20 protein-coding genes are annotated in these 18314 nt (G+C 67.3%); 7 read left to right on the forward strand and 13 right to left on the reverse strand.

The window, feature by feature from the left end; translation table 11 throughout:
- Positions 1–3 precede the first annotated feature (3 nt).
- Positions 4–279 (reverse strand): 50S ribosomal protein L31e, encoded by a 276-nt coding sequence (locus RYH79_RS08610; protein WP_370898163.1) that lies wholly within the window; start codon positions 277–279, stop codon positions 4–6.
- Between the two features lie 3 nt (positions 280–282).
- Entirely contained in the window at positions 283–435 is a 153-nt protein-coding gene (locus tag RYH79_RS08615) for a 50S ribosomal protein L39e (protein WP_370898165.1), read from the reverse strand.
- Between the two features lie 123 nt (positions 436–558).
- Between RYH79_RS08615 and RYH79_RS08620 the strand changes: the two genes are divergently transcribed.
- Together RYH79_RS08620 and RYH79_RS08625 are read left to right on the forward strand one after the other, a co-directional pair.
- Positions 559–2052: an aryl-sulfate sulfotransferase gene (locus RYH79_RS08620; protein WP_370898167.1), complete on the forward strand. Its 1494-nt coding sequence runs from the start codon at positions 559–561 to the stop codon at positions 2050–2052.
- A 91-nt stretch (positions 2053–2143) separates the two neighbouring features.
- Entirely contained in the window at positions 2144–2305 is a 162-nt protein-coding gene (locus RYH79_RS08625; RefSeq protein ID WP_370898169.1) for a hypothetical protein, read from the forward strand.
- Between the two features lie 683 nt (positions 2306–2988).
- On the opposite strand, the gene RYH79_RS08630 is transcribed toward RYH79_RS08625, so the two are convergent.
- From RYH79_RS08630 to mvaD, 8 genes are all read right to left on the reverse strand, one after another.
- The gene (locus RYH79_RS08630) at positions 2989–3816 is read right to left on the reverse strand and encodes an MBL fold metallo-hydrolase (RefSeq protein ID WP_370898171.1); all 828 of its coding nucleotides are present in this window, start codon (positions 3814–3816) and stop codon (positions 2989–2991) included.
- 3 nt (positions 3817–3819) lie between these two features.
- Positions 3820–5076 (reverse strand): DHH family phosphoesterase, encoded by a 1257-nt coding sequence (locus RYH79_RS08635; RefSeq protein ID WP_370898173.1) that lies wholly within the window; start codon positions 5074–5076, stop codon positions 3820–3822.
- 219 nt (positions 5077–5295) lie between these two features.
- Positions 5296–5445 (reverse strand): rubrerythrin-like domain-containing protein, encoded by a 150-nt coding sequence (locus RYH79_RS08640; RefSeq protein WP_370898175.1) that lies wholly within the window; start codon positions 5443–5445, stop codon positions 5296–5298.
- Between the two features lie 89 nt (positions 5446–5534).
- On the reverse strand, positions 5535–6350 hold the full coding sequence (locus RYH79_RS08645) for an ABC transporter permease subunit (protein WP_370898177.1): 816 nt from the start codon (positions 6348–6350) through the stop codon (positions 5535–5537).
- On the reverse strand, positions 6347–7243 hold the full coding sequence (locus RYH79_RS08650; protein WP_370898179.1) for an ABC transporter ATP-binding protein: 897 nt from the start codon (positions 7241–7243) through the stop codon (positions 6347–6349). Before RYH79_RS08650 ends, RYH79_RS08645 begins: the two co-directional genes overlap by 4 nt.
- A gap of 36 nt (positions 7244–7279) precedes the next feature.
- Complete coding sequence (locus tag RYH79_RS08655) at positions 7280–7924, reverse strand: hypothetical protein (protein ID WP_370898181.1); 645 nt, start codon at positions 7922–7924, stop codon at positions 7280–7282.
- A 65-nt stretch (positions 7925–7989) separates the two neighbouring features.
- Positions 7990–9123 (reverse strand): NAD(P)/FAD-dependent oxidoreductase, encoded by a 1134-nt coding sequence (locus RYH79_RS08660; RefSeq protein WP_370898183.1) that lies wholly within the window; start codon positions 9121–9123, stop codon positions 7990–7992.
- Between the two features lie 49 nt (positions 9124–9172).
- Positions 9173–10177: a phosphomevalonate decarboxylase MvaD gene (mvaD, locus tag RYH79_RS08665; RefSeq protein ID WP_370898185.1), complete on the reverse strand. Its 1005-nt coding sequence runs from the start codon at positions 10175–10177 to the stop codon at positions 9173–9175.
- Positions 10178–10484: 307 nt separating this feature from the next.
- On the opposite strand from mvaD, the gene RYH79_RS08670 reads away from it, so the two are divergent.
- Positions 10485–10730 carry a glutathione S-transferase N-terminal domain-containing protein gene (locus RYH79_RS08670; protein WP_370898187.1) on the forward strand — a complete coding sequence of 82 codons (246 nt, stop codon included), beginning with the start codon at positions 10485–10487 and terminating at the stop codon, positions 10728–10730.
- A gap of 26 nt (positions 10731–10756) precedes the next feature.
- Here RYH79_RS08670 and RYH79_RS08675 read toward each other — a convergent pair whose 3' ends face one another.
- Positions 10757–12004 carry a methyl-accepting chemotaxis protein gene (locus RYH79_RS08675; protein ID WP_370898189.1) on the reverse strand — a complete coding sequence of 416 codons (1248 nt, stop codon included), beginning with the start codon at positions 12002–12004 and terminating at the stop codon, positions 10757–10759.
- 100 nt (positions 12005–12104) lie between these two features.
- On the opposite strand from RYH79_RS08675, the gene RYH79_RS08680 reads away from it, so the two are divergent.
- Positions 12105–12485, forward strand: a complete 381-nt coding sequence (locus RYH79_RS08680) for a methylglyoxal synthase (RefSeq protein ID WP_370898191.1) — start codon at positions 12105–12107, stop codon at positions 12483–12485.
- Between the two features lie 35 nt (positions 12486–12520).
- Here RYH79_RS08680 and cofG read toward each other — a convergent pair whose 3' ends face one another.
- Positions 12521–13690 carry a 7,8-didemethyl-8-hydroxy-5-deazariboflavin synthase subunit CofG gene (cofG, locus tag RYH79_RS08685; protein ID WP_370900825.1) on the reverse strand — a complete coding sequence of 390 codons (1170 nt, stop codon included), beginning with the start codon at positions 13688–13690 and terminating at the stop codon, positions 12521–12523.
- Positions 13691–13855: 165 nt separating this feature from the next.
- Here cofG and RYH79_RS08690 point away from each other — a divergent pair, with 165 nt between their 5' ends.
- The 3 genes from RYH79_RS08690 (at position 13856) to RYH79_RS08700 (ending at position 16560) form a co-directional block, all read left to right on the forward strand.
- Positions 13856–14629, forward strand: coding sequence for a creatininase family protein (locus RYH79_RS08690; RefSeq protein WP_370898193.1), 774 nt, complete (start codon positions 13856–13858; stop codon positions 14627–14629).
- Positions 14626–15825 carry an NAD(P)/FAD-dependent oxidoreductase gene (locus RYH79_RS08695; protein WP_370898195.1) on the forward strand — a complete coding sequence of 400 codons (1200 nt, stop codon included), beginning with the start codon at positions 14626–14628 and terminating at the stop codon, positions 15823–15825. The genes RYH79_RS08690 and RYH79_RS08695 overlap by 4 nt, the downstream gene beginning before the upstream one ends.
- Positions 15826–15918: 93 nt before the next feature.
- Entirely contained in the window at positions 15919–16560 is a 642-nt protein-coding gene (locus RYH79_RS08700; RefSeq protein ID WP_370898197.1) for a hypothetical protein, read from the forward strand.
- Positions 16561–16679: 119 nt separating this feature from the next.
- Here the strand turns inward: RYH79_RS08700 and purF are convergent, their stop codons facing one another.
- Positions 16680–18167 carry an amidophosphoribosyltransferase gene (gene purF, locus RYH79_RS08705; protein ID WP_370898199.1) on the reverse strand — a complete coding sequence of 496 codons (1488 nt, stop codon included), beginning with the start codon at positions 18165–18167 and terminating at the stop codon, positions 16680–16682.
- Positions 18168–18314 lie beyond the last annotated feature (147 nt).

An 18314-nucleotide genomic window follows, 5' to 3' on the forward strand; every position in this document is an offset into this window, starting at 1 on the left:
CGGCTACGCCGGCTCCGCCTCGACGACGACTTCACCGTCCTCGTCGAAGCGAGCGGCGCGTACGCGGATCGAACTCGGCGGCTTGCTGCGGCCGCCCTCCCAGATTGCCTCGTTGAGCGAGGGGTCCAGCCGGACCGCGTCCTCGTCGACCGAGAACTGCTTGCTCAGGTGGCCGCGGATCAGCGACATCGCGCGGTCGGCGCGCTCTCCGCTCGGTGCCTGCTTCGCGTCGCGCAGCGGGACGGTGACGACCCGCTCCTCGAAGTCCGTGGCACTCATCGTTTACTCGTCCGTGTCACTGCGCCGCCAGTGGCGTCGCTTCGGGTTCTGCGTCGTCTCCATGTCAGTCTTCATCATGACCCACGCCGGGACCCGGCTGTTCTGTCGCTCGAGCTTCCCCAGTCGCTTCTTCTTCGCCTTCGAATTGCCACTCATTGTGAACTGAGCCTTCGCCTGCGGCACATATATTCTTGTTCATCCCACGGGACTGCGACGCCGTCGTCCCGCCCCCGCCGGCAGAGAAGAAGACACTTGTCCACCCCGGGAACAGTCGTGTGCGTGCGAGAGATTCGTCGAAGCTCCGTCCGACTGACGCTCCTGGTCGTCTTGGTCGCCGTCGCGCCCGCGACGGCCGCGGTCTCGGCTGGCGCGGCGGCAACCGTCGACGCGAGCGCCGAGGCCACGACCGCCGACCCTGGCGTGTGTGTCGGCCACCAGGCCGCGCCGGCCGACGGCGTCACGGTCGTCAGCGTCCAGGGGGCGCGATTCGGCGAGAACGGGGGCAAAGAGCCCGCCAGACTCGTCGCGTTCGGGCCCCGCGGCGAGGTGTTGTGGGTCCACGACAGCAGCGACAGCCCCGGTGTCGTCTGGTCGTACGACGTGGACCCGTTGGGCAACGGCAACCTGTTCGTCACCGCGACGCGCCGTGGGACGACCCTGTTGTACGAGCTGAACACCACCACCGGCGACACTGTCTGGACCGAGGAACTACCGTACACGGACACGCACGACGCCGACCCGTTGAACGAGAGCCACGTCGTGATCGCCAACATGCGCAACTACGACGAGGCCGACGAGACCAACGAGGACCGGCTCGTCGTCTACGACCGCGTCGACGACGAAGTGACCTGGACCTGGCAGTTCGACGACCACTTCGACCGCGACGTCGGTGGGTCGTACACGGACGACTGGACCCACTTCAACGACGTCGACCGCGTCGGCGACGACTTCCTGTTGTCGCCGCGCAACTTCGACCAGGTGTTGCTCGTCGACCGCGCGACCGGGGAGATCGAACGACAGCTCGGCAGCGACGGCAACTACGACGTGCTCTACGAGCAACACAACCCGGACTACCTCCAGAGCGACGCGGGCACCGACACGTTCCTGGTCGCCGACTCCGAGAACGACCGGATCGTGGAGTACGAACACACCGACGGCGACTGGGAGCGCACCTGGCGACTGGGCACCAGCGACACGCTGTCGTGGCCCCGGGACGCCGACCGACTCCGCAACGGCCACACCCTCGTCGGCGACTCGAAGAACCACCGCGTGGTGGAGGTGACACCCCGCGGCGAGGTCGTCTGGGAGGTGTACTCCCCGTGGCTCGTGTACGACGTCGAACGGATCCCGGCCGGCGGCTTCGAGAGCGACGCGTACGCCGACCTCGGCGGTTCGCGCGGGCCGACGACCACGGACCTCGGGGCCGACGGCAGCTACGAACTGTCCGGGTCCGGCGCAACGCCCCCCTCCGAGTCCGAACTGACCGACTGCGCCGACGCGCTGGACGACCACGAGGGCGGGTTCGGGAGCGTCGACCTCGACGCGACCGCGTCGCCGACGGGTGACGGGACGGACGGCGGCGCGACAGCCGACGGGACGACCGACAGCGAGCGCACCGCGGCGACGACCGTCCCGCCCCGGACGGACGTGACGACCGTCGGCGGCAGCGGCGAGTCGACGAGCGGCGTCGTCACGCCCGGGCTAGGCGTCGTCGTCGCTGCCGTCGCGCTCGCCGTGCTCGCGGCCGTCGGGCTGGCCCGGCGGCGAGACTGAACTCGACGACAGGATAGTTCACTGTTCCTTCAGTCAGGATACGTCTCTTCTGCGATAGTTTTATGTTCCCGTGTGTCGTCTGTAGTCACGTATGCGTGTGACAGACACACTCACGAAGTTCGCGTCGAGTCCGAGAGCGACCCGCGTCCTGCTGACGTTGTTCGTCGTCGGGACACTGGCACTGGTGGCCGACCCGGCGGCCGCCACCGAGTGCGGTTACCCGCCACACGACGAACCGGCCTGTCTGTACTGAACGACAGGGCGTTCGGTTGTCCCGTGTGGTGAGAACATTATACTGTGTATATAGTATATGTCCCAGGTCCTGTCAGTGTGCAGTTTTTATCTCGGTATGACAGATTCGAAAAGTTTTCAGTAGTTTTATCTATACAGCTGATACTTCTCTAGTGTATGCGTGTAAGTAGCGCACTTGCAACGCTCGCATCGAAGCCGAGAGTAACCCGCGTGCTGCTGACCCTGGCGCTCGTCGCACTGTTCACACTTGCGACCGACCCCGCCGCAGCGAACAGGGTTATCTGCCAGGACCCACGGAAACTCCAGCCCTGCAAGGCCTGACGGTCGCCGTCAGTCGGGGGTCTGGCACACACCAGACCGACCCACCTGGGTCAAGACGACCCCCGTAGTGGGTGTGAGTGGGTTGTAAGTCGTAGGGTAGGGAGGTGTTGTCGACCGAGTTTCAGGCTGGTAGCGACTTCGGGGACGGCCCGTGTGCTGCTAGTCTGGTCGGCTGTGATACTGTTTAGGCTCGCCGCAGGTAGAGACACCCGTATTTTGGGTTAAATTATAGTAATAAAATTGACTCTGCTCGTAGTCGTCAGTCACCTCAATCGCTGTGGCTCCGAGCAGTACTCGGGCGGCGCGGAGTCACGGACCACGGAGGCGCCTCGGTGAAATCAACGAGGGTGCCCGTGGCTGCCGTCAACTCAACTCGTACGTCTCCCCGTCGACGGCCAGCGGCTCCGCGAACGCCTCGTCGGCGGGGTAGTAGTGCGCGAGGTGGACGAGCCGCGTCTCCGCGGCGTCCAACTCCGCCGCCAGATCCAGGGCCCCCTCGCGGGTCATGTGTTTCGTGCCGAACGTTCGCGGCGTCCCGTCCGGGCGGTGGTGGCTGCCGCCGACAGGGTGGTACTCACACAGGCTCGCCGGGACGATGGCGTCCGCGAGCAACAGGTCCGGCTCCGACAGCACCTCGCGCACTCGGTCGCTCACGTCGTAGCTCGTGTCGCCCGTCAGCGACAGCTTCGCGCCCGTCTCCGGGTCTTCCACCGTCAGTCCGTAACACAGCATCGGCGGGTGGTCGACGGGGACGAGCGTCACCTCCAGCCCGCAGACGGTCGTCGACGCAAACGGACTCGTCGGCTCTACGCGCACGCGGTCGAGATAGTCGTACTTCGAGCGGACGGTCTCGGCGACGGACTCGCCGGTGACCGGGTCCGTCTCGTCTGCGGCGTACACCGGAAGGTCGTCCAACAGTCGGTAGACGTTGCCCAGGCCGTCGAGGTGGTCGAAGTGGACGTGCGAGACGACCGCCGCGTCCGGGAGCGACACGTCGTTGTCGAGGAACTGCGCACGGAAGTCGGGCGAACAGTCGACGAGCAACGACTCCCCGGTGCGTTCGTTCTCGACGTGGACGGAGAACCGCGACCGTTCGACGCCGCGCTCCCGGGCCGCCTCGCAGGTGTCACACTCACACCCGACGGTGGGAGTGCCGGTCGTGTCGCCGGTCCCGAGCAGCGTCACCCGCATCCGTCAGTCGTCCGCCGTCGCGGCGGTCTCTGTGCCGTCCGCCTCGATGTCGTCGGCGACCCGTTCGAACGCCGCGAGGATCACTCGTTTCGCGGCCTCACCCTCCGTCGTCCAGTGACGGGCCACGTCCAGCATGTCGTCGTAGATGTCGGGCTTGCAGCCGGCGGCCTTCGGGTGACCGCCGCCGTTGACCTGCCCGGCCACCTCGTGGGCCCGTTCGAACGTCTCGCTGCCGCGGATCGACGCGCTGCCGGCCGGCTTGACGATCACGGCCGCGTCGGCGCCTCGCTCGCGGAGCGTCTCCGCAACCTCGTTCTGTGAACACCGGCCGTACGTCACGCCGACCGTCCACGGGCCGATCTCGTGTGTCTCCGCCCGACGGACGGCTGCGTCGATCAACGCCTCCTTCTCCTCGCGGCGAGCGTCGACGTACCCCCGGATCGGCTCCGGGAGGTCGACGCCGTACGCGCCGACGACGGCCGCGTACTCCGCGGGTGAGCTCCAGAAGGAGTAGTCCGCCAGGTCGTCGCTCCGTTCGTCCTCCTTCAGCCAGAGGTCGTGGTCGCGGGTGACGGCCGCCAGCGTCTCGAACCGCTCGGGGAACTCGTGGTCCAACGACCGCAGTGTCACGTCCGCGGAACACTCCTCGTCGCTGTCGCCGACGACTAGCTCGATCCCGTGCTCGCGGATCGCCGCCGCCGTCTCGTCGTCCCACTGGTGGTGGTCGTACCAGGCGACCGACGACGCCCGCTCGACGAGGTTCGACAGCGCCGGCTCCACGCTGCCGGCGTCGTCCGGACAGATGTCACAGACGAACACATCGACGCCCGGCTCGGCGTGTTCGGCCGCGCGCCCCAACTGCTCTCGCAGGCTGTGTGGCCCGGCCGGCAGTAGCGCGACCGTCGAGTCGGCCAACAGTCCGCCGTCGTCGTCGACGGTGACGTTGTCGGCGTCGGCCGCCAGCGCCGCCGTGTCCAGTTCGTCGGTCGTCCGGTCGTCGTCGATCCGTGCGTCACGGTACGCCTCGAACGGCGCCGGGTCGACGACGGCGTCGTACGCCTCCCGGACGAGCGCGACACACGCCAGCCCGTCGGCGTCGGAGTCCGTCACGACCACCACGTCCGCGCCCGCCACTGCCGACGCCGCCCGTTCGTCGACTCGCTCGTCGTCCAAGGAGTCGGGATAGAAGAACCCCGTCCCGGGGAGTCGTGACTTCCGGTCGAGTGAGAGTGTCGCGTCGTCGATCAGATCTTCGTCCATGCACGGTGTTGGCGCCGTGGCGTGAAAAACGACTGCGGTCCCGATCGCGGGTGAACGCCCGCGACGGAGACTGGTGTCGAGGGTGCCGCTCGTGGCCGACGGGGCCGGACGCGAGGGTGACACAGTCCTCGCGCCCGACCGCGGCGGCCGGCGGCGAGGCGCCGCGGGGGACGCGCCGTCCGTCCGCGACACGAGTGGACCCGCGTGGGCCCGAACTGTCTACTCCTGGTGGACTGCGAGGTTGCGCACGTCACCTCCACAGTCGTCACACCGGCCTGGGTTGGAGTTGGCCTCCGTCCGACCGGCACACTCGACACACTCGAACAGTCCGCCCGACGACTCGTACGGGTCGATATTCACTACTGGCATCGTACTCAGACCTTTATCGAGATGTGTGTTAAGGATTGCCCATATACGCACTCTGACTGTATCAGGTGATTATACACATGGAAGGTAGGCTACGAGAGTTCTAGTGACTCTGCTATCCTGACTGCGGCGATTAACGGAAGAAGGCACCACATGACCAGGACGACAGGGGCGATCCAGCCGGCAGGAACTGGAGCTCCAAAAAACGAAACGACGAGGGTGAGGTAGCTTTTCCCCCCGAGGTACTGGAGCCCGACGAGGAACGCATTTCCGGGCGCGAGAAACAACACACCTCGCCGGAGTTCAAGTGGAAACGACAGTTCTAGGCGGCTTGCCAGCGCCACGGCGACTACATCGGGTGACACCGGAAACAGTGTATTCCAACACACGACGCCTACCACGTATAAAACGATAGCAGCGAGAAACGCGCGTCGCTGTGTATTAGCGAAGACAGAGACAGCGGTCCCTACAGCGAGCCAACTCACGGTCAACATCATGATCAAACCGAACAGCACTGCTGGCCGTCCGGCCGGGGCACTGTACACTGTCGCAAGCCCTGTGGTCACGGCAGTGAGTAGTCCAAACCCGACGCCGAGTACACCACACCGCGTCACGAACGATCCAAGAACTACATCTCTGCGTCTCCCTGGAAGAGTGAACAACAGTCGAAGCGTTCCCGACTCTCTGTGCCCGGCAATTGACGAGACGCCAAGCAGTAGTCCGACAGCCGGGAAGAGAAGCTGTCCAACGAATAAAACGAGCCCGTAGATGCTCGAGAGCGAGAATCCAGCAATTCGGGCACCAGTCACGCCAATCAAGCATCCGCCGAACAGTCCCAGAACGAGGAGTCCAGCGCGAGAGCGCCACAACTCAACGAGGTCACGGCGGGCATACGGACGGATGTTCACGACTCGCCTCCGTGAACAGTCCTGTCGAACAGTGCGTCGAGTGACGCACCGTCGGTACTGAGGTCTTCAACTTCGACTTCGTTGAGAGCAGTCTCGACGGCCGTGATCCTATCGCCCGCTGTCTCACACGTCACCGTGACCCACTGTCCATCTATCTCAACCGACTGGACGCCGTCTTGTGGTGCCAGCACTGCACTGAGTGCCTCAGGACGGTTCAAAACTCGGAATCCGACGCTCAAACTGAGTGCCCCAAGAGAGCCGTCTGCAACTGACACTGTCCTCTCGATCTGTCCATCGTGAAGAATCCCCACACGGTCGCACATCGTCTCGACTTCTTCGAGACGGTGGCTCGATAGGAAAACGGACGTTCCGTCGTTCCTTAGCTCTGTGACGAGTTGCCGAATTTCTCTGATTCCGTCTGGGTCGAGTCCACTCGTCGGCTCGTCGAGAACCACGAGTTCCGGATCACCGACAAGTGCCATCGCTAGCCAGAGTCGCTGTTGCATCCCGGTTGAGTACTCCGATGCCGGACGGTCGTGTGCTTCTGAATCGAGACCGACGTGCGAGAGTCGTTCAATCGGGTCGACAGCTACTCCTCGTGTTCGGGCCACAAACTCGACATGTTCGGTACCAGTGAGGTTCGGGAATGGTGTCACTCCCTCCGGAAGCACCCCGACACGTTGGTGTATCTCGTTACGGTGTGTCTCGACATCGTACCCAAGCACTCGTGCTGTCCCACTCGTTGGTGATCGGAGTCCAAGAAGAACGTTGATCGTGGTCGACTTTCCTGCCCCATTCGGACCGAGAAAGCCGAACACCGTTCCCGACTCAACTTCGAGGTCGAGTCCGTCAAGAACGACTGTGCCGCCGAACGATTTAGAGAGATCGTTCAATTCTAGTGCAGAGGATGACATTAGTAAGGGAGGGGGCTAGCAGTACGAGCTACAGAGGAAGCCACAGTCACAACAGACGCAACTACAGTCACACTGGTTACAGTACTGGAGACAGTCGCCTGTGTACGGATCCTCGGTACAGCAGACCGTGTTGCAGTCGCAGTCCTGACAGTGCCCTGGGTCGAGACAGCCTTGTGGTTCCACATCCGGCATACTGCCGTACGTCTTGAGGCTTCCCTCCCCCAGAGGTTCACCGTCTTCGGTAGGATTCAACACAGCGTGTGCTGCGTCCATCTCTGGGAACACCGACACGGAGAGATAGCCTCGTTCAACCTTCCGGAACACCTTGATCCTCGGCGTGAACTGAGTGTTGAACTGAGCCACCGTGACGAGTTCTCCTTCACCGTCAGCGGGTTCACTCAGTTCCGTCAGGTTGTTGACTCGGCCGTTGGGTAGGACTCCATCGTCAGCGAGTTCGTTCAGTAGTTCCGTCTGTTCGTGTACAGCACGACTCACACGTCTTGGGTCCCTGAACTCTGCAGTGAGTTCTCGTTTCCGAGCGTCGGTCGGTTCTGTGTCTGACTTCTTTGCTGCTGCAGTGCCGAGTCCAGCCACACCGACAGCCGCCGCAGCGCCCTGTAGTACTGCTCTTCTCCTCGGACCGTCTTCCGTTTCTGACATCGATTTACACGACAACGAGAAGATTGTTAACTTTTTTGTTTATTTTTGTCTAGAACTTTTGCTGGTTATGACAAGATCTCGTTCTCAGTCAGCTCCACCGCCTTCTGTGCGGCGCCGACGCTCGTGAGGTAGCCCGCGCCGACGGTCGTCTTGGCCGCCTTCGCGGCCGCCCCGGTGAGCACGGTCGGCCCCAGCTGTGCGACGGCACCGTCGCCGACGGAGACGAGCCAGCCGGGTACGTCGAAGCGGTAGCGGGCGAGTCGTGGGCTGAACCCGTCCGTGCCGCCGTCGACGAGCCGTTCGAGGTTCGTCGCCGCCGTCTTCGCCTCTCGAATCGCCGCCGAGGCGCTGGCGGGCACCGCCTCCCCGTCGGCGCCGACCACGCGAGCGGCGTCACCCACCGCCAGTGTGCGATCCGTCAGGCGGAGGTCCGCCTGCACGACCGGGCGGTCGCCGTCGGCGGCCGGTTGGCCGGCGATTCCACCGGTCCACACGAGCGTGTCGGCCGAGAGGTCGCGCCCGTCCGTGACCACCTCCCCGTCGCCGACGGCGGTGACGGTCGTGTCCGTCCGGATCTCGATCCCACGGTCTACGAGCGCCTCCCGCACGGCCCGGCGGAAGTTCGCGGGGAAGTTCGGCGCGACCGTCTCCAGCTGCTCGACGAGCGTCACCGACACGTCCTCCGGGACGGTGGCTCCCTCCTCGCGGGCGAGCGCGGCGATCTCGCCGGCGACCTGGACCCCCGAGAGGCCGGCGCCGCCGACCACTACGTCGCCGCCGTCGGCGATCGTGTCGAGCGCGTCCTCGCGGATCGCCGCCGCGTCTTCGAGCGTCTTCAACGGGTGGGCGTGTTCGCGGAGTCCGTCGATCCCGTAGTAGGCCGTGTCGGAGCCGAACGCGACGGCGCCGTAGTCGTACTGGAGCGTGTCGCCGGACGCGAGCTCGACGTGGCCCGTCTCCGGGTCGAAGGAGTCGACGGGGTCGGTGACGATCTCCGCGCGGTCCAGCACGTCCGCGAGCGGCACCCGGACGGCCTCGGCGACCGCCGGGCGACGGACCGCACGGTGGATCTCGTGTGTCAGGACGTGGTCGGGCCCGTCGTCGACGACGGTCAGGTCCACGTCCGGCGGGAGCGACCGTTCGAGTCTCCGCGCGACGCCGAGCCCGGCGTAGCCGGCACCCAGGACGGCAACGTGCATACTCGCTCTCGGAGCCCGACGCGAAAGAGCGTAGTGGTCTGCCCGGCGGTCAGAACAACGCGTCGTCGACGGTTCGCGCGGGACCACCGACCTCCCAGACGTCCGTCTCCACACCCACCTCGCCGATCCGGTCGGCCACCCGGTCGGCGTGGTCGGCCGTCGTGTTGACGTAGACGCTCGCGCCCGTGTCCGTCGAGAAGTACACCGGCACGTCCTCGTCGGTCCGGAGCTCTCGGACGGCGTTGAACACCGCGATCGTCTCCGGCTGCCAGTACACCCACCCCGCCGGCCCGGTCATCGTCGTCGCCGCCAGCGACAGCGAGTCGTGTTCCGCGATCTCGAACGTCCGGTGGAACTCGCCGTCCCGGAGCGCGTCGCGCGCCTCGGCGAGTTGGTCCTGAACGTGCGCCCGTCTGGCGTCGAACATGTGGCTGTCCGCGGCCTCGCGGTGGGCCGCCTCCGTCTCTTTGTACGACGGAACGAGCGCCGTGACGATCCGGAGATCCTCCTCCAGGTCGAACGGCTCCCCGTCCAGTTCGCCGGTGCCGGCCTCGATCCGCTCCGAGCGGCTGTCGTGGTCGTTCAGTCCCGTGTGGAGGTCCGAGTACGCACCCGTCACCGCCCGGGCGGCCGACGACGACCCGCGGCGGGCGAACGCCGACACCTCCGGTCGGGTCAGATCCAAGCCAGCCGCCTCGCAGGCGGCGTACGCCAGCGCCGCGAAGCCGGAGGCCGACGACCCGAAGCCGACGTTCGACGGGAAGGAGTTCGCCGACTCCACCCGGACGGCGTGGTCGAACCCCGCGTGTTCGCGGATCGCGTCGACGACGTTGTCGATCCGCTCTGCGCCGCGCCCCTCGGCCGGCTCCCCGTCGATCAGGTAGGTGTCCTCGCTCGCGTCCGGCTCCCACGCCACCGTGGTCGTCGTGTTCGACGGCGCCGTGCAGACGCTGATCGAGTCGTGGTACGGGTGGCGCCCCTCCGTCTCCCGGAGCCCGTGGTACTTCACGAGCCCCTGAATCGGGTGGGCCCTGGCAGTCGCCTTGCCTGTCATACCTCGGGAAGGTGCCGGTGTCGGGTTATGCGTTCCGACTCCGGTCGTTGCCCGAGGTGTCGTGGCGGGTACTCCTCGTCCTCGAACTCGGGATCAGTCGCCGCCCGTGTCTCTGGGGCTGGGTCCGTCTCGTCGGCGAGTCCGGTCCGGAGGCCGACGCCGTGCTCGGGGAGACGTCTCGTGTCGTCCACCGGTCGAGGTCTGCGAGTCGCGCCGTCTCGGCCAGTCGTTTAACGATACTGGGGTCTGTCGCTCTGTGGCCCACAACCGACTGTGGTTTTTGTCTCGACACTGGTTACGGTGTGGTGTGCCAGAGCTCGAACTGTACGACCGCGAGGACTGTCCGTACTCGAAGCGTGTCCGCGACACGCTCGACGAACTGGGACTAGAGTACGACGAGACACTCGTCCCGAACGCACACAAGAATCGGACGGAGGTAGAGGAGCTGACCGATCAGACCGGTGTCCCAGTGTTGTTCGACAGTAACGCCGACGGTGGGTTCCTCGCAGACACCGACGAGATCGTCTCACACCTGGAGCGACAGTACGCCTGACACCGTTGTCTCGTCGTGTGGCTCGGCTACCTCGACTCCTCTCGGAGTTGGACGTCACCGGAGCCGAGCGCGCGGATCTGTGTCTGGTTCGCGGCCGCGATGTCGGCAATCTCCTCCGAGATACGTTCGGCCTTCCGATCCGTCTCCTCGATCATCATCGTCAACTCCTCCGTGCTGTCGGCCTGTCGATCCGTACTGGTCTCCACCTCGGCCAACGAGCTCGAAATCCCCGTGACGAGCTCGCGGATCTCGTCGAACGTGTCGAGCGCGGACGTGCTCACGTCGAGACTCTCGGCGGTCGTGTCGGCCAGTTCGTCGAGTGTGTCGGTCGTCTTGCGGGCGTCACGTCGGATGTTCTCGACCCGGCCTTCGATCCGTTCTGCCTGCGACTTGCTCTCTTCGGCGAGTGACTTCACCTCGTCGGCGACGACCGCGAACCCCGCGCCGTCCGCGTCCGCGCGAGCCGCCTCGATCGAAGCGTTCAGCGCCAACATGTTCGTCTGCTCGGCAATGTCGTCGATGATCTCAACCACCTCGTCGATCGCCTCCGTGTGTGAGCGGAGCGTCTCCACCTGCTCGCGCACGTCGTCTACCCCTTCGCCGACGAGTTCGATCTGGTCGACCAGGTCTGCGCCGCGTTCGTAGCCGTCGGCCGCCAACGACTCTGCCTCGTCGCTCCGTTCGTTCACCGCCGTCGTCGAACTGGCGATCGCCTCGCTGGCCCCGCTGATCTCGTCGATCTCCGTCTTGAGGTTGCGCGTGTTGTCCGACTGCTGTGCGGCGAGTCGTTCGATCTCCTCCATGTCCTCTCGCATCGTCTCCGCGCGTTCGACGAGCGACTCTACGGTGAACCCGCCGTCCGTCACCGCAGCCGGCGACTCGCTCGCGTCCGCGTCTGCGACTGCGGCCCGAACGACACCGGTGTCGTGTGCGATCACGCGAGCGTGTGCGGCGATGGCCGTCTCGCCGCGACGCTCCTCGAACAACCGCGACTGGACCGCCGTGACGGCCGCCGCGAACCTCCCCGGGTCGATCTCGTCGGCACGGAGTCGTTCGACGAACGCGTCGAGTGACCGCTCGCCGGGCAACACCGCGTCGTAGTACACCGTACAGTAGCCCGCGAGCGACCGGTCGTCGAGCACGTCTGCGACGAGCGCCGCCGTCCCCCGTGACACCGACCACAACGCTGCGGCCGTCGGTCGGAGCGTCTCGACGTCCATCGAAGGCCGTGCCGCGGGCCGTTCGGTGTCGTCACCAGAGCTTACTGTCGTCACTGTTTCACGTAGCCGCAGGACCGAACATAAACGGTTCGCCGCCGTCCGGTGGCCCCGTAGACCCCGGTGGCTTTTTGCCGTGTCGCACGTCGCCCCAGCCGTGACACGCCTCGCGCTCGTCGCCCACGACGACGAGAAGCCGGAGATGATCGACTTCGTCGAGAGTCACGAGGAGACACTCGCCGCGTTCGACCTCGTCGGGACCGGAACGACCGGGCGACGGATCACCGAGGAGACGAACCTGACCGTCGAGCGCAAGGAGAGCGGGCCACACGGCGGGGACCTCCAGTTGGGATCCGAGATCGCCGCCGGGACGCTGGACGCGGTGATCTTCCTCCGAGATCCGATGACTGCCCAGCCACACGAGCCGGACATCAGCGCACTGTTGCGGATCTGTGACCTGAACGACGTGCCGCTGGCGACGACACGCCAGTCGGCGGAGTACGTACTCGACGGGCTGGCGCGCGACGCCGGCGTCTGATCGGCTCGGTCACGACCGCGGACGAACTCGGGAGCTCAGTCGTCGCCGGGCACGCCCGGCTCCGGGGTCGACAACGGCCCCTCTCGCCGGGCGACGCCGCGGAACCGTCGACCGTGAACGTCACGCGCCACCAGCGCGTCCGGAATCTCCCCGGTCAGCCACGCGCCGGTCGGCGACTCCCCGGCGGGCGTGCCGTCGAACCCCTGTCGTCGGACACGCGGCGGGAGGTAGCGATCGTAGACGGGTAGCCGTTCGTGGAGCGGGACGCCGCCGTGGGCCGCGATCTCCGAGAGCTCCCGCAGCGCCGGCCACTCGTAGTCCGGGTTGATGTAGTCGTCCGTCACGGGAGAGACACCACCCAGGTCGTCGATTCCGCAGTCCAACAGCTCCCGGACGGGCGCGAGGTTCGGGGGCGCCTGGACGGACACCGTCTCCGGCAGCAGTCGGCGGGCCATCGCGGTGACACGCCGCATCGTCGTCACCGACGGCGACGAGAAGTCCGAGCGGTCGTTCTCGACGACCGGTTGGACGATCACCTCTTGGACGTGGCCGTACCGCTCGTGGAGCCGGCGGATCGCCGCAAGCGACTCCGCGCGGTCGCGCGGCTCCTCGCCGATCCCGACCAGGATCCCGGTGGTGAACGGGACGCCGGCCTCGCCCGCGGCGCGGATCGTCTCCAGCCGGTCGCCCGGCTCCTTCTGGCGGGCACCGGAGTGAGCCTGCACGTCCGCGGTCGTCTCCAACATCACGCCCATCGAGGCGTTGACGGGCTTGAGGCGCTCGAACCCGGCGCGGTCCAGGTCACCCGGGTTTGAGTGAGGGAGCAGCCCCTCCTCCAGGGCGATCTCACAGGCGCGGACGTGGTAGGCCCGCAGAGAGTCGTACCCCCAGTCGGCCAACTGCTCGTGAATCCGGGTGTAGCGGTCGTCCGGCTCGTCGCCGAACGTGAACAGTGCCTCCGTGCAGCCGGCGTCGGCGCCGACCCGACACCGCTCGCGCACCTCCGACTCCGACAGGAGTGAGGCCTCCCCCGGCGGGTCGTAGTAGGTGCAGTACGTACAGGTGTACCGACAAGCGGTCGTCAGGGGGACGAACACGTTGCGGGCGAACGTCAGCTCGTCGGCCGGCGACACGTCCTCGGGGCCGGTCGACAACGCCGTCTGGACCGACGACTCTGGCACCGACAGCTCGAACGGGAGACCCAGCCGTGCGGCGAGATCGACCGTCGACACGCGCCCGAATCAGCGGCCGACGGTCATAAATCCACCACTACCGGCACACACTGGAGCACTCGCAGGTCCGGCGAGCGCGTCGGCCGCCGCCCCGCGCCGTCCCCGGCGGATAAGTGCGAGCCCCCCCGAGCACCCGACGTGACACTGCTGCACGAAGAGACGACAGTCACCGCCCGCGAGACGTTCGAGACGGCCGAGGTCGCTCTGCTGCCGACCGGCGCCGTCGAGCAACACGGCCCCGCGCTCCCGCTGGGGACGGATCTCCTGGCGGCCGAGGCGGTCGCCCGCGCCGTCGACGACGAAGACGACGTCGAGACGGTGACACTCCCCACGGTCCCGGTCGGGGTGTCGGACCACCACCGCCAGTTCCACGGCACGCTGTCGACGACGCCGGAGACGTTCGCGGCCTACGTCGGGGACGTGACCGAGAGCCTGGCCGCCCACGGGGTCCGGAAGGTCGTCGCCGTCAACGGTCACGGCGGCAACGACGACGCGCTCCGCCGGGTCGCCCGCGAGCTACGGGGCGACGGCACTGCCTTCCTCGCACCCTGGAACTGGTTCTCGGACCTGGGCGGGTTAGACGAGGAGCTGTTCGATCAGTCCGGAATCGGCCACGCGGACGCCGCGGAGTCGAGCATGGTGTACGCCGTCGCCGCCGACCTCGTTCGGGAGGCGGCGCTCGCGGACGCCGAGGCCGACGGCGCCGACTCCTGGGGTCGGGCGATCCACGGGGCGGAGCTGGGGTTCGACACCGCGGACTTCTCCGCGTCCGGCGCAGTCGGTCGGCCGACGGACGCGTCCCGGGAGAAGGGCCGACGGTTGTTCGAGCACGCGACGAACGAACTCGGGGCGCTGACGGAGTGGCTCGCCGACCGCGAGTTCGAGGCGTTGCTGCCGGAGCCACACCGATGACGGTCGGCCGCGTCGCCGTCGTCGGTGCCGGCGCGGTCGGCGCGACGACCGCCCGCGACCTGGCGGACCACGGGTTGGACGTGACGCTGTTCGAACGCGACCGGATCGACTGGGACGGGGACCGCGCCCGGCGGACGCCGTCGGAGGCCGCCTCGGCCCGCGCCGCCGGCGTCGTCTACGACGCCTACGCCGAGGACATCGACGCCGCGCTCGCCGCCCGGGCAGTCGAACGGTTCCGGGCGTTCGACGGCGCTCGGGGGTTCCAGTTCCACGACTGTCCGTACGCGATTCTCGTCCACGAGGGAGACGACGAACGGATCGAGGCGACACGCCGGGCCGCAGCGCGGATGCGCGAGCACGGGCGTGCCGTCGAGACGCTCGCGCCGGCGGCGTTCGGCGACCGGTTCCCGAGCGTCGCCGTCGACGACCTGGCGGTCGCGGCGGTCGCGGCCGACGCCGGCTGGACGGACACGCGGCGCTACGTCGCCGCGGCGCTGGGAGCCGCCCGCGCGGCCGACGTGACCGTCCGCGACGCGACGCCGGTGACGCTCGAGACAGCGACACGGCTCTCGCTCCCCGACGGTACGGTGTCGTTCGACGCGGTCGTCGTCGCTGCCGGCGCCCACACCCCGCAACTGGCCGCCGGAGTCGGCGTCGACCTCGCGGCCGTCCCGTACCGGGTCCAGGCGCTCACCGTCGGCACCGACGACTCGCCACACGGTGGTCCGATGTGGTACGACGCCACCGAGGGGGTGTACGCCCGCCCACACCCGGACGGGTTGTTGGTGGGCGACGGCACTGTCCCGGAGGCGACGGCACCGGACGGCTGGGACCGCACCGCAGACGACTGGTTCCGCGCAGACGCGCTGGCCGTCGCCCGCGAACGGACCACGGGACTGGACGTCCCGACAGACGCCTGGGCCGGGGTCTGTACCGCGACACCCGACGGCGACCCGTTGCTCGGTCGGGCAGACGAGGGGTTGTACGTCGCGACCGGCTGGCAGGGACACGGGTTCATGCGGGCGCCAGCCCACGCGGAGCTGCTCGCGGCACGCGTGGCCGCCGACCTCGGCGCCGACGCCGACCCCACGACCGTGCCGGGCGGGGCGACGGCACTCGCGGCGTTCGACCCGGCGCGATTCCCCGCCGGCACGGAGTTCGAAGTGCGTGAAGGGATGCTCGTCGAGGAACGCTGACATCTCGATCGGGGGGACGCCCCCGCTCTGGGGCACTAGTGTCACTGAATTTCAGAAAGTCTTATCCAATCAGCACGGATATTACCTGGTACGATGCCAGAAGAAGACTCACGGCACGTGGAACGGCGTACAGTAGTGAAGTCACTGGCGGGTGTCGGTGCCACCGGCCTGGCGACACAGACGGCGGCCGCAGCCTCGGGAGACCGCGAGGAGTACAAGCTCGGTCCGCTCGCAGACGCTCCGGCGTCGGAGAAGCTGAGCTTCGAAGAGTACCGCCGAGCGCTCGAGAGCGGTGACAACGGCTCCGTGGACCTCGTCCGCGGTGACGTCGTCAGTCAGGGGACGTACGTCGGCGACAGCCCCGACGTGTCGGTCGCGGAGACCGAGGATCGCTTCGACGGTGGCCTCACGGCCGACGAGACGTTCAACTACTGTCTCGAGACGCCGTGGTACGCGCCGACGGTGTGCGCGGACCTCACGGTGAACGTGACGGACGCCGGCATCGAGGTCACGCTCGTCGTCGCCGGCTACCCGATCGTCGACGTCACGCTGCCGAAGAGCGCCAGCGCGACGTACAACTTCGAGGTGCCGGTGCTGCCGGTCACGGGGACGCTGACGGTCTCCGGCGAGCTGACGGGCTTCTGCAGCGCCGAGGTGTCGGCGGCGCTCACGCTGGAGGGCTTCGACGCGCAGCTGGGCCCCGTCGAGGAGACCAGAGAGTTCAACTACTGCTGAACACGGGTAGCGACGGACGGAGCCCCGTCCGTCCGCCACACCGAGCCGTCACACCTTCTTTGCAGCGCAGTGTCGAGAGGCGCGAATCGGGTACTACTCCCGAGTGCGCGACCGAGCGGTCAGTCGTCCGCCTCGGCGGGTTCGCCGACGGTCGGTCGGCTCACGTCGCGGTCCGTCGCTTCCCCGTCCACGTCGTACGGGTACTCCCCGGTGACACAGCCGAGACAGAGGTCGTCGCGGGTCTCGTCGAGCGCGTCGGCGACGGCGTCGACGGAGAGGTACGACAACGAGTCGGCGCCGACCGTCTCGCGGATCTCCTCGGTCGTGCGGTCGGCCGCGATCAGCTCCTCGCGGGTGGCCATGTCGATCCCGAAGTAACACGGCGCGACGATGGCGGGCGCGCCGATCCGGACGTGGACGGACTCCGCGCCGGCGTCGCGCAACAGCTCCACGAGCTGCGTCGAGGTGGTGCCGCGGACGATGGAGTCGTCGATCAGTGTGACGGTCCGCCCCTCCACCGTCGACCGGATCGGGTTGAGCTTCAGCCGGACGGCCCGCTCCCGTTCGTCCTGGGTGGGCATGATGAACGTCCGGCCGACGTAGCGGTTCTTCATCAGTCCCTCGGCGAACTCCACGTCGGCACCCGTCTCGCTCGCGGCGTCGGCGTAGCCGGACGCGAACGCCCGCCCGGAGTCCGGCACGGGCATCACCACGTCCGTGTCGATGCCGGACTCACGCCACAGCGCCCGTCCGAGTTCGCGGCGGGCCTCGTACACGAGCGTCCCGTCGATCACGGAGTCCGGCCGGGCGAAGTAGACGTGCTCGAAGAAGCAGTGGGCGGTCGTCTCCAGGTCGAACAACCGAACCGACTCGTACCCCTGGCCGTCGGCGTCCAGGACGATCGCCTCTCCCGGACGCACGTCCCGGACGAGTTCACCGTCCAACACGTCGACGGCGGCCGACTCCGACGCGAGCACGTAGCCGTCGTCCAGCTCGCCGAGCACGAGCGGCCGGTTCCCCCGCGGGTCCCGCACCCCGAGGACGCGGTCGTCGTACATCACGGTCAGCGAGTAGGAACCGTGGAGCCGACGCATCGTCTGCTCGACGGCCGACGACAGGTCGGCGTCGAGGAGGTTGCGCGCGAGGCTGTGGGCGATCACCTCCGTGTCGCCGTCGGAGGTGAACGCGTGGCCCAGCCGCGCGAGCTCGTCTCTGAGCCCGGCGGCGTTGACGAGGTTGCCGTTGTGTGACAGCCCCAGCGAGCCGGAGTTGAACGAGACGGAGAACGGCTGGGCACACGACTTGTCGACGCTGCCGGCGGTGGGGTACCGGACGTGGCCGATCCCGGTCGACCCCGCCAGCTCCGCCAGGTCGCCCTCGTCGAAGGCGTCGCCGACGAGCCCCATCTCGACGTGGTCGTGTTGTTGGAACCCGTCGTGGGTGACGATCCCCGCGGAGTCCTGACCGCGGTGCTGGAGCGCGTACAGCGCGTAGTAGACGGGACGGGCGGCGTCGCGGTCCGACAGCGACACCCCGACGACCCCACACTTCTCGCGGGGTTCGTCGTCTGACCGCGTCGCCTCCCCGTCCACGTTGCCGGCCTGCATACGACACCCTCCGTTCGTCCCCAAGCTAAAACCTTCGACATCGTGAACAGCCGCCCGACCGCTCCGCCGGATCTGTACACGAACGCGTACAGACGGCGTTCGTCCGGTCGGAGCCGAAACCCACTTGATTAGGCTCACCTAAACCGG

Source organism: Halobaculum sp. MBLA0143, assembly GCF_041361465.1.
GTDB lineage: Archaea > Halobacteriota > Halobacteria > Halobacteriales > Haloferacaceae > JAHENP01.

Coding starts and splice junctions, on each gene's coding strand:
- RYH79_RS08610 (WP_370898163.1), bottom strand. CDS start 279: ATGAGTGCCACGGACTTCGAGGAGCGGGTCGTCACCGTCCCGCTGCGC.
- RYH79_RS08615 (WP_370898165.1), bottom strand. CDS start 435: ATGAGTGGCAATTCGAAGGCGAAGAAGAAGCGACTGGGGAAGCTCGAG.
- RYH79_RS08625 (WP_370898169.1), top strand. CDS start 2,144: ATGCGTGTGACAGACACACTCACGAAGTTCGCGTCGAGTCCGAGAGCG.
- RYH79_RS08630 (WP_370898171.1), bottom strand. CDS start 3,816: ATGCGGGTGACGCTGCTCGGGACCGGCGACACGACCGGCACTCCCACC.
- RYH79_RS08635 (WP_370898173.1), bottom strand. CDS start 5,076: ATGGACGAAGATCTGATCGACGACGCGACACTCTCACTCGACCGGAAG.
- RYH79_RS08640 (WP_370898175.1), bottom strand. CDS start 5,445: ATGCCAGTAGTGAATATCGACCCGTACGAGTCGTCGGGCGGACTGTTC.
- RYH79_RS08655 (WP_370898181.1), bottom strand. CDS start 7,924: ATGTCAGAAACGGAAGACGGTCCGAGGAGAAGAGCAGTACTACAGGGC.
- RYH79_RS08660 (WP_370898183.1), bottom strand. CDS start 9,123: ATGCACGTTGCCGTCCTGGGTGCCGGCTACGCCGGGCTCGGCGTCGCG.
- mvaD (WP_370898185.1), bottom strand. CDS start 10,177: ATGACAGGCAAGGCGACTGCCAGGGCCCACCCGATTCAGGGGCTCGTG.
- RYH79_RS08695 (WP_370898195.1), top strand. CDS start 14,626: ATGACGGTCGGCCGCGTCGCCGTCGTCGGTGCCGGCGCGGTCGGCGCG.
- RYH79_RS08700 (WP_370898197.1), top strand. CDS start 15,919: ATGCCAGAAGAAGACTCACGGCACGTGGAACGGCGTACAGTAGTGAAG.
- purF (WP_370898199.1), bottom strand. CDS start 18,167: ATGCAGGCCGGCAACGTGGACGGGGAGGCGACGCGGTCAGACGACGAA.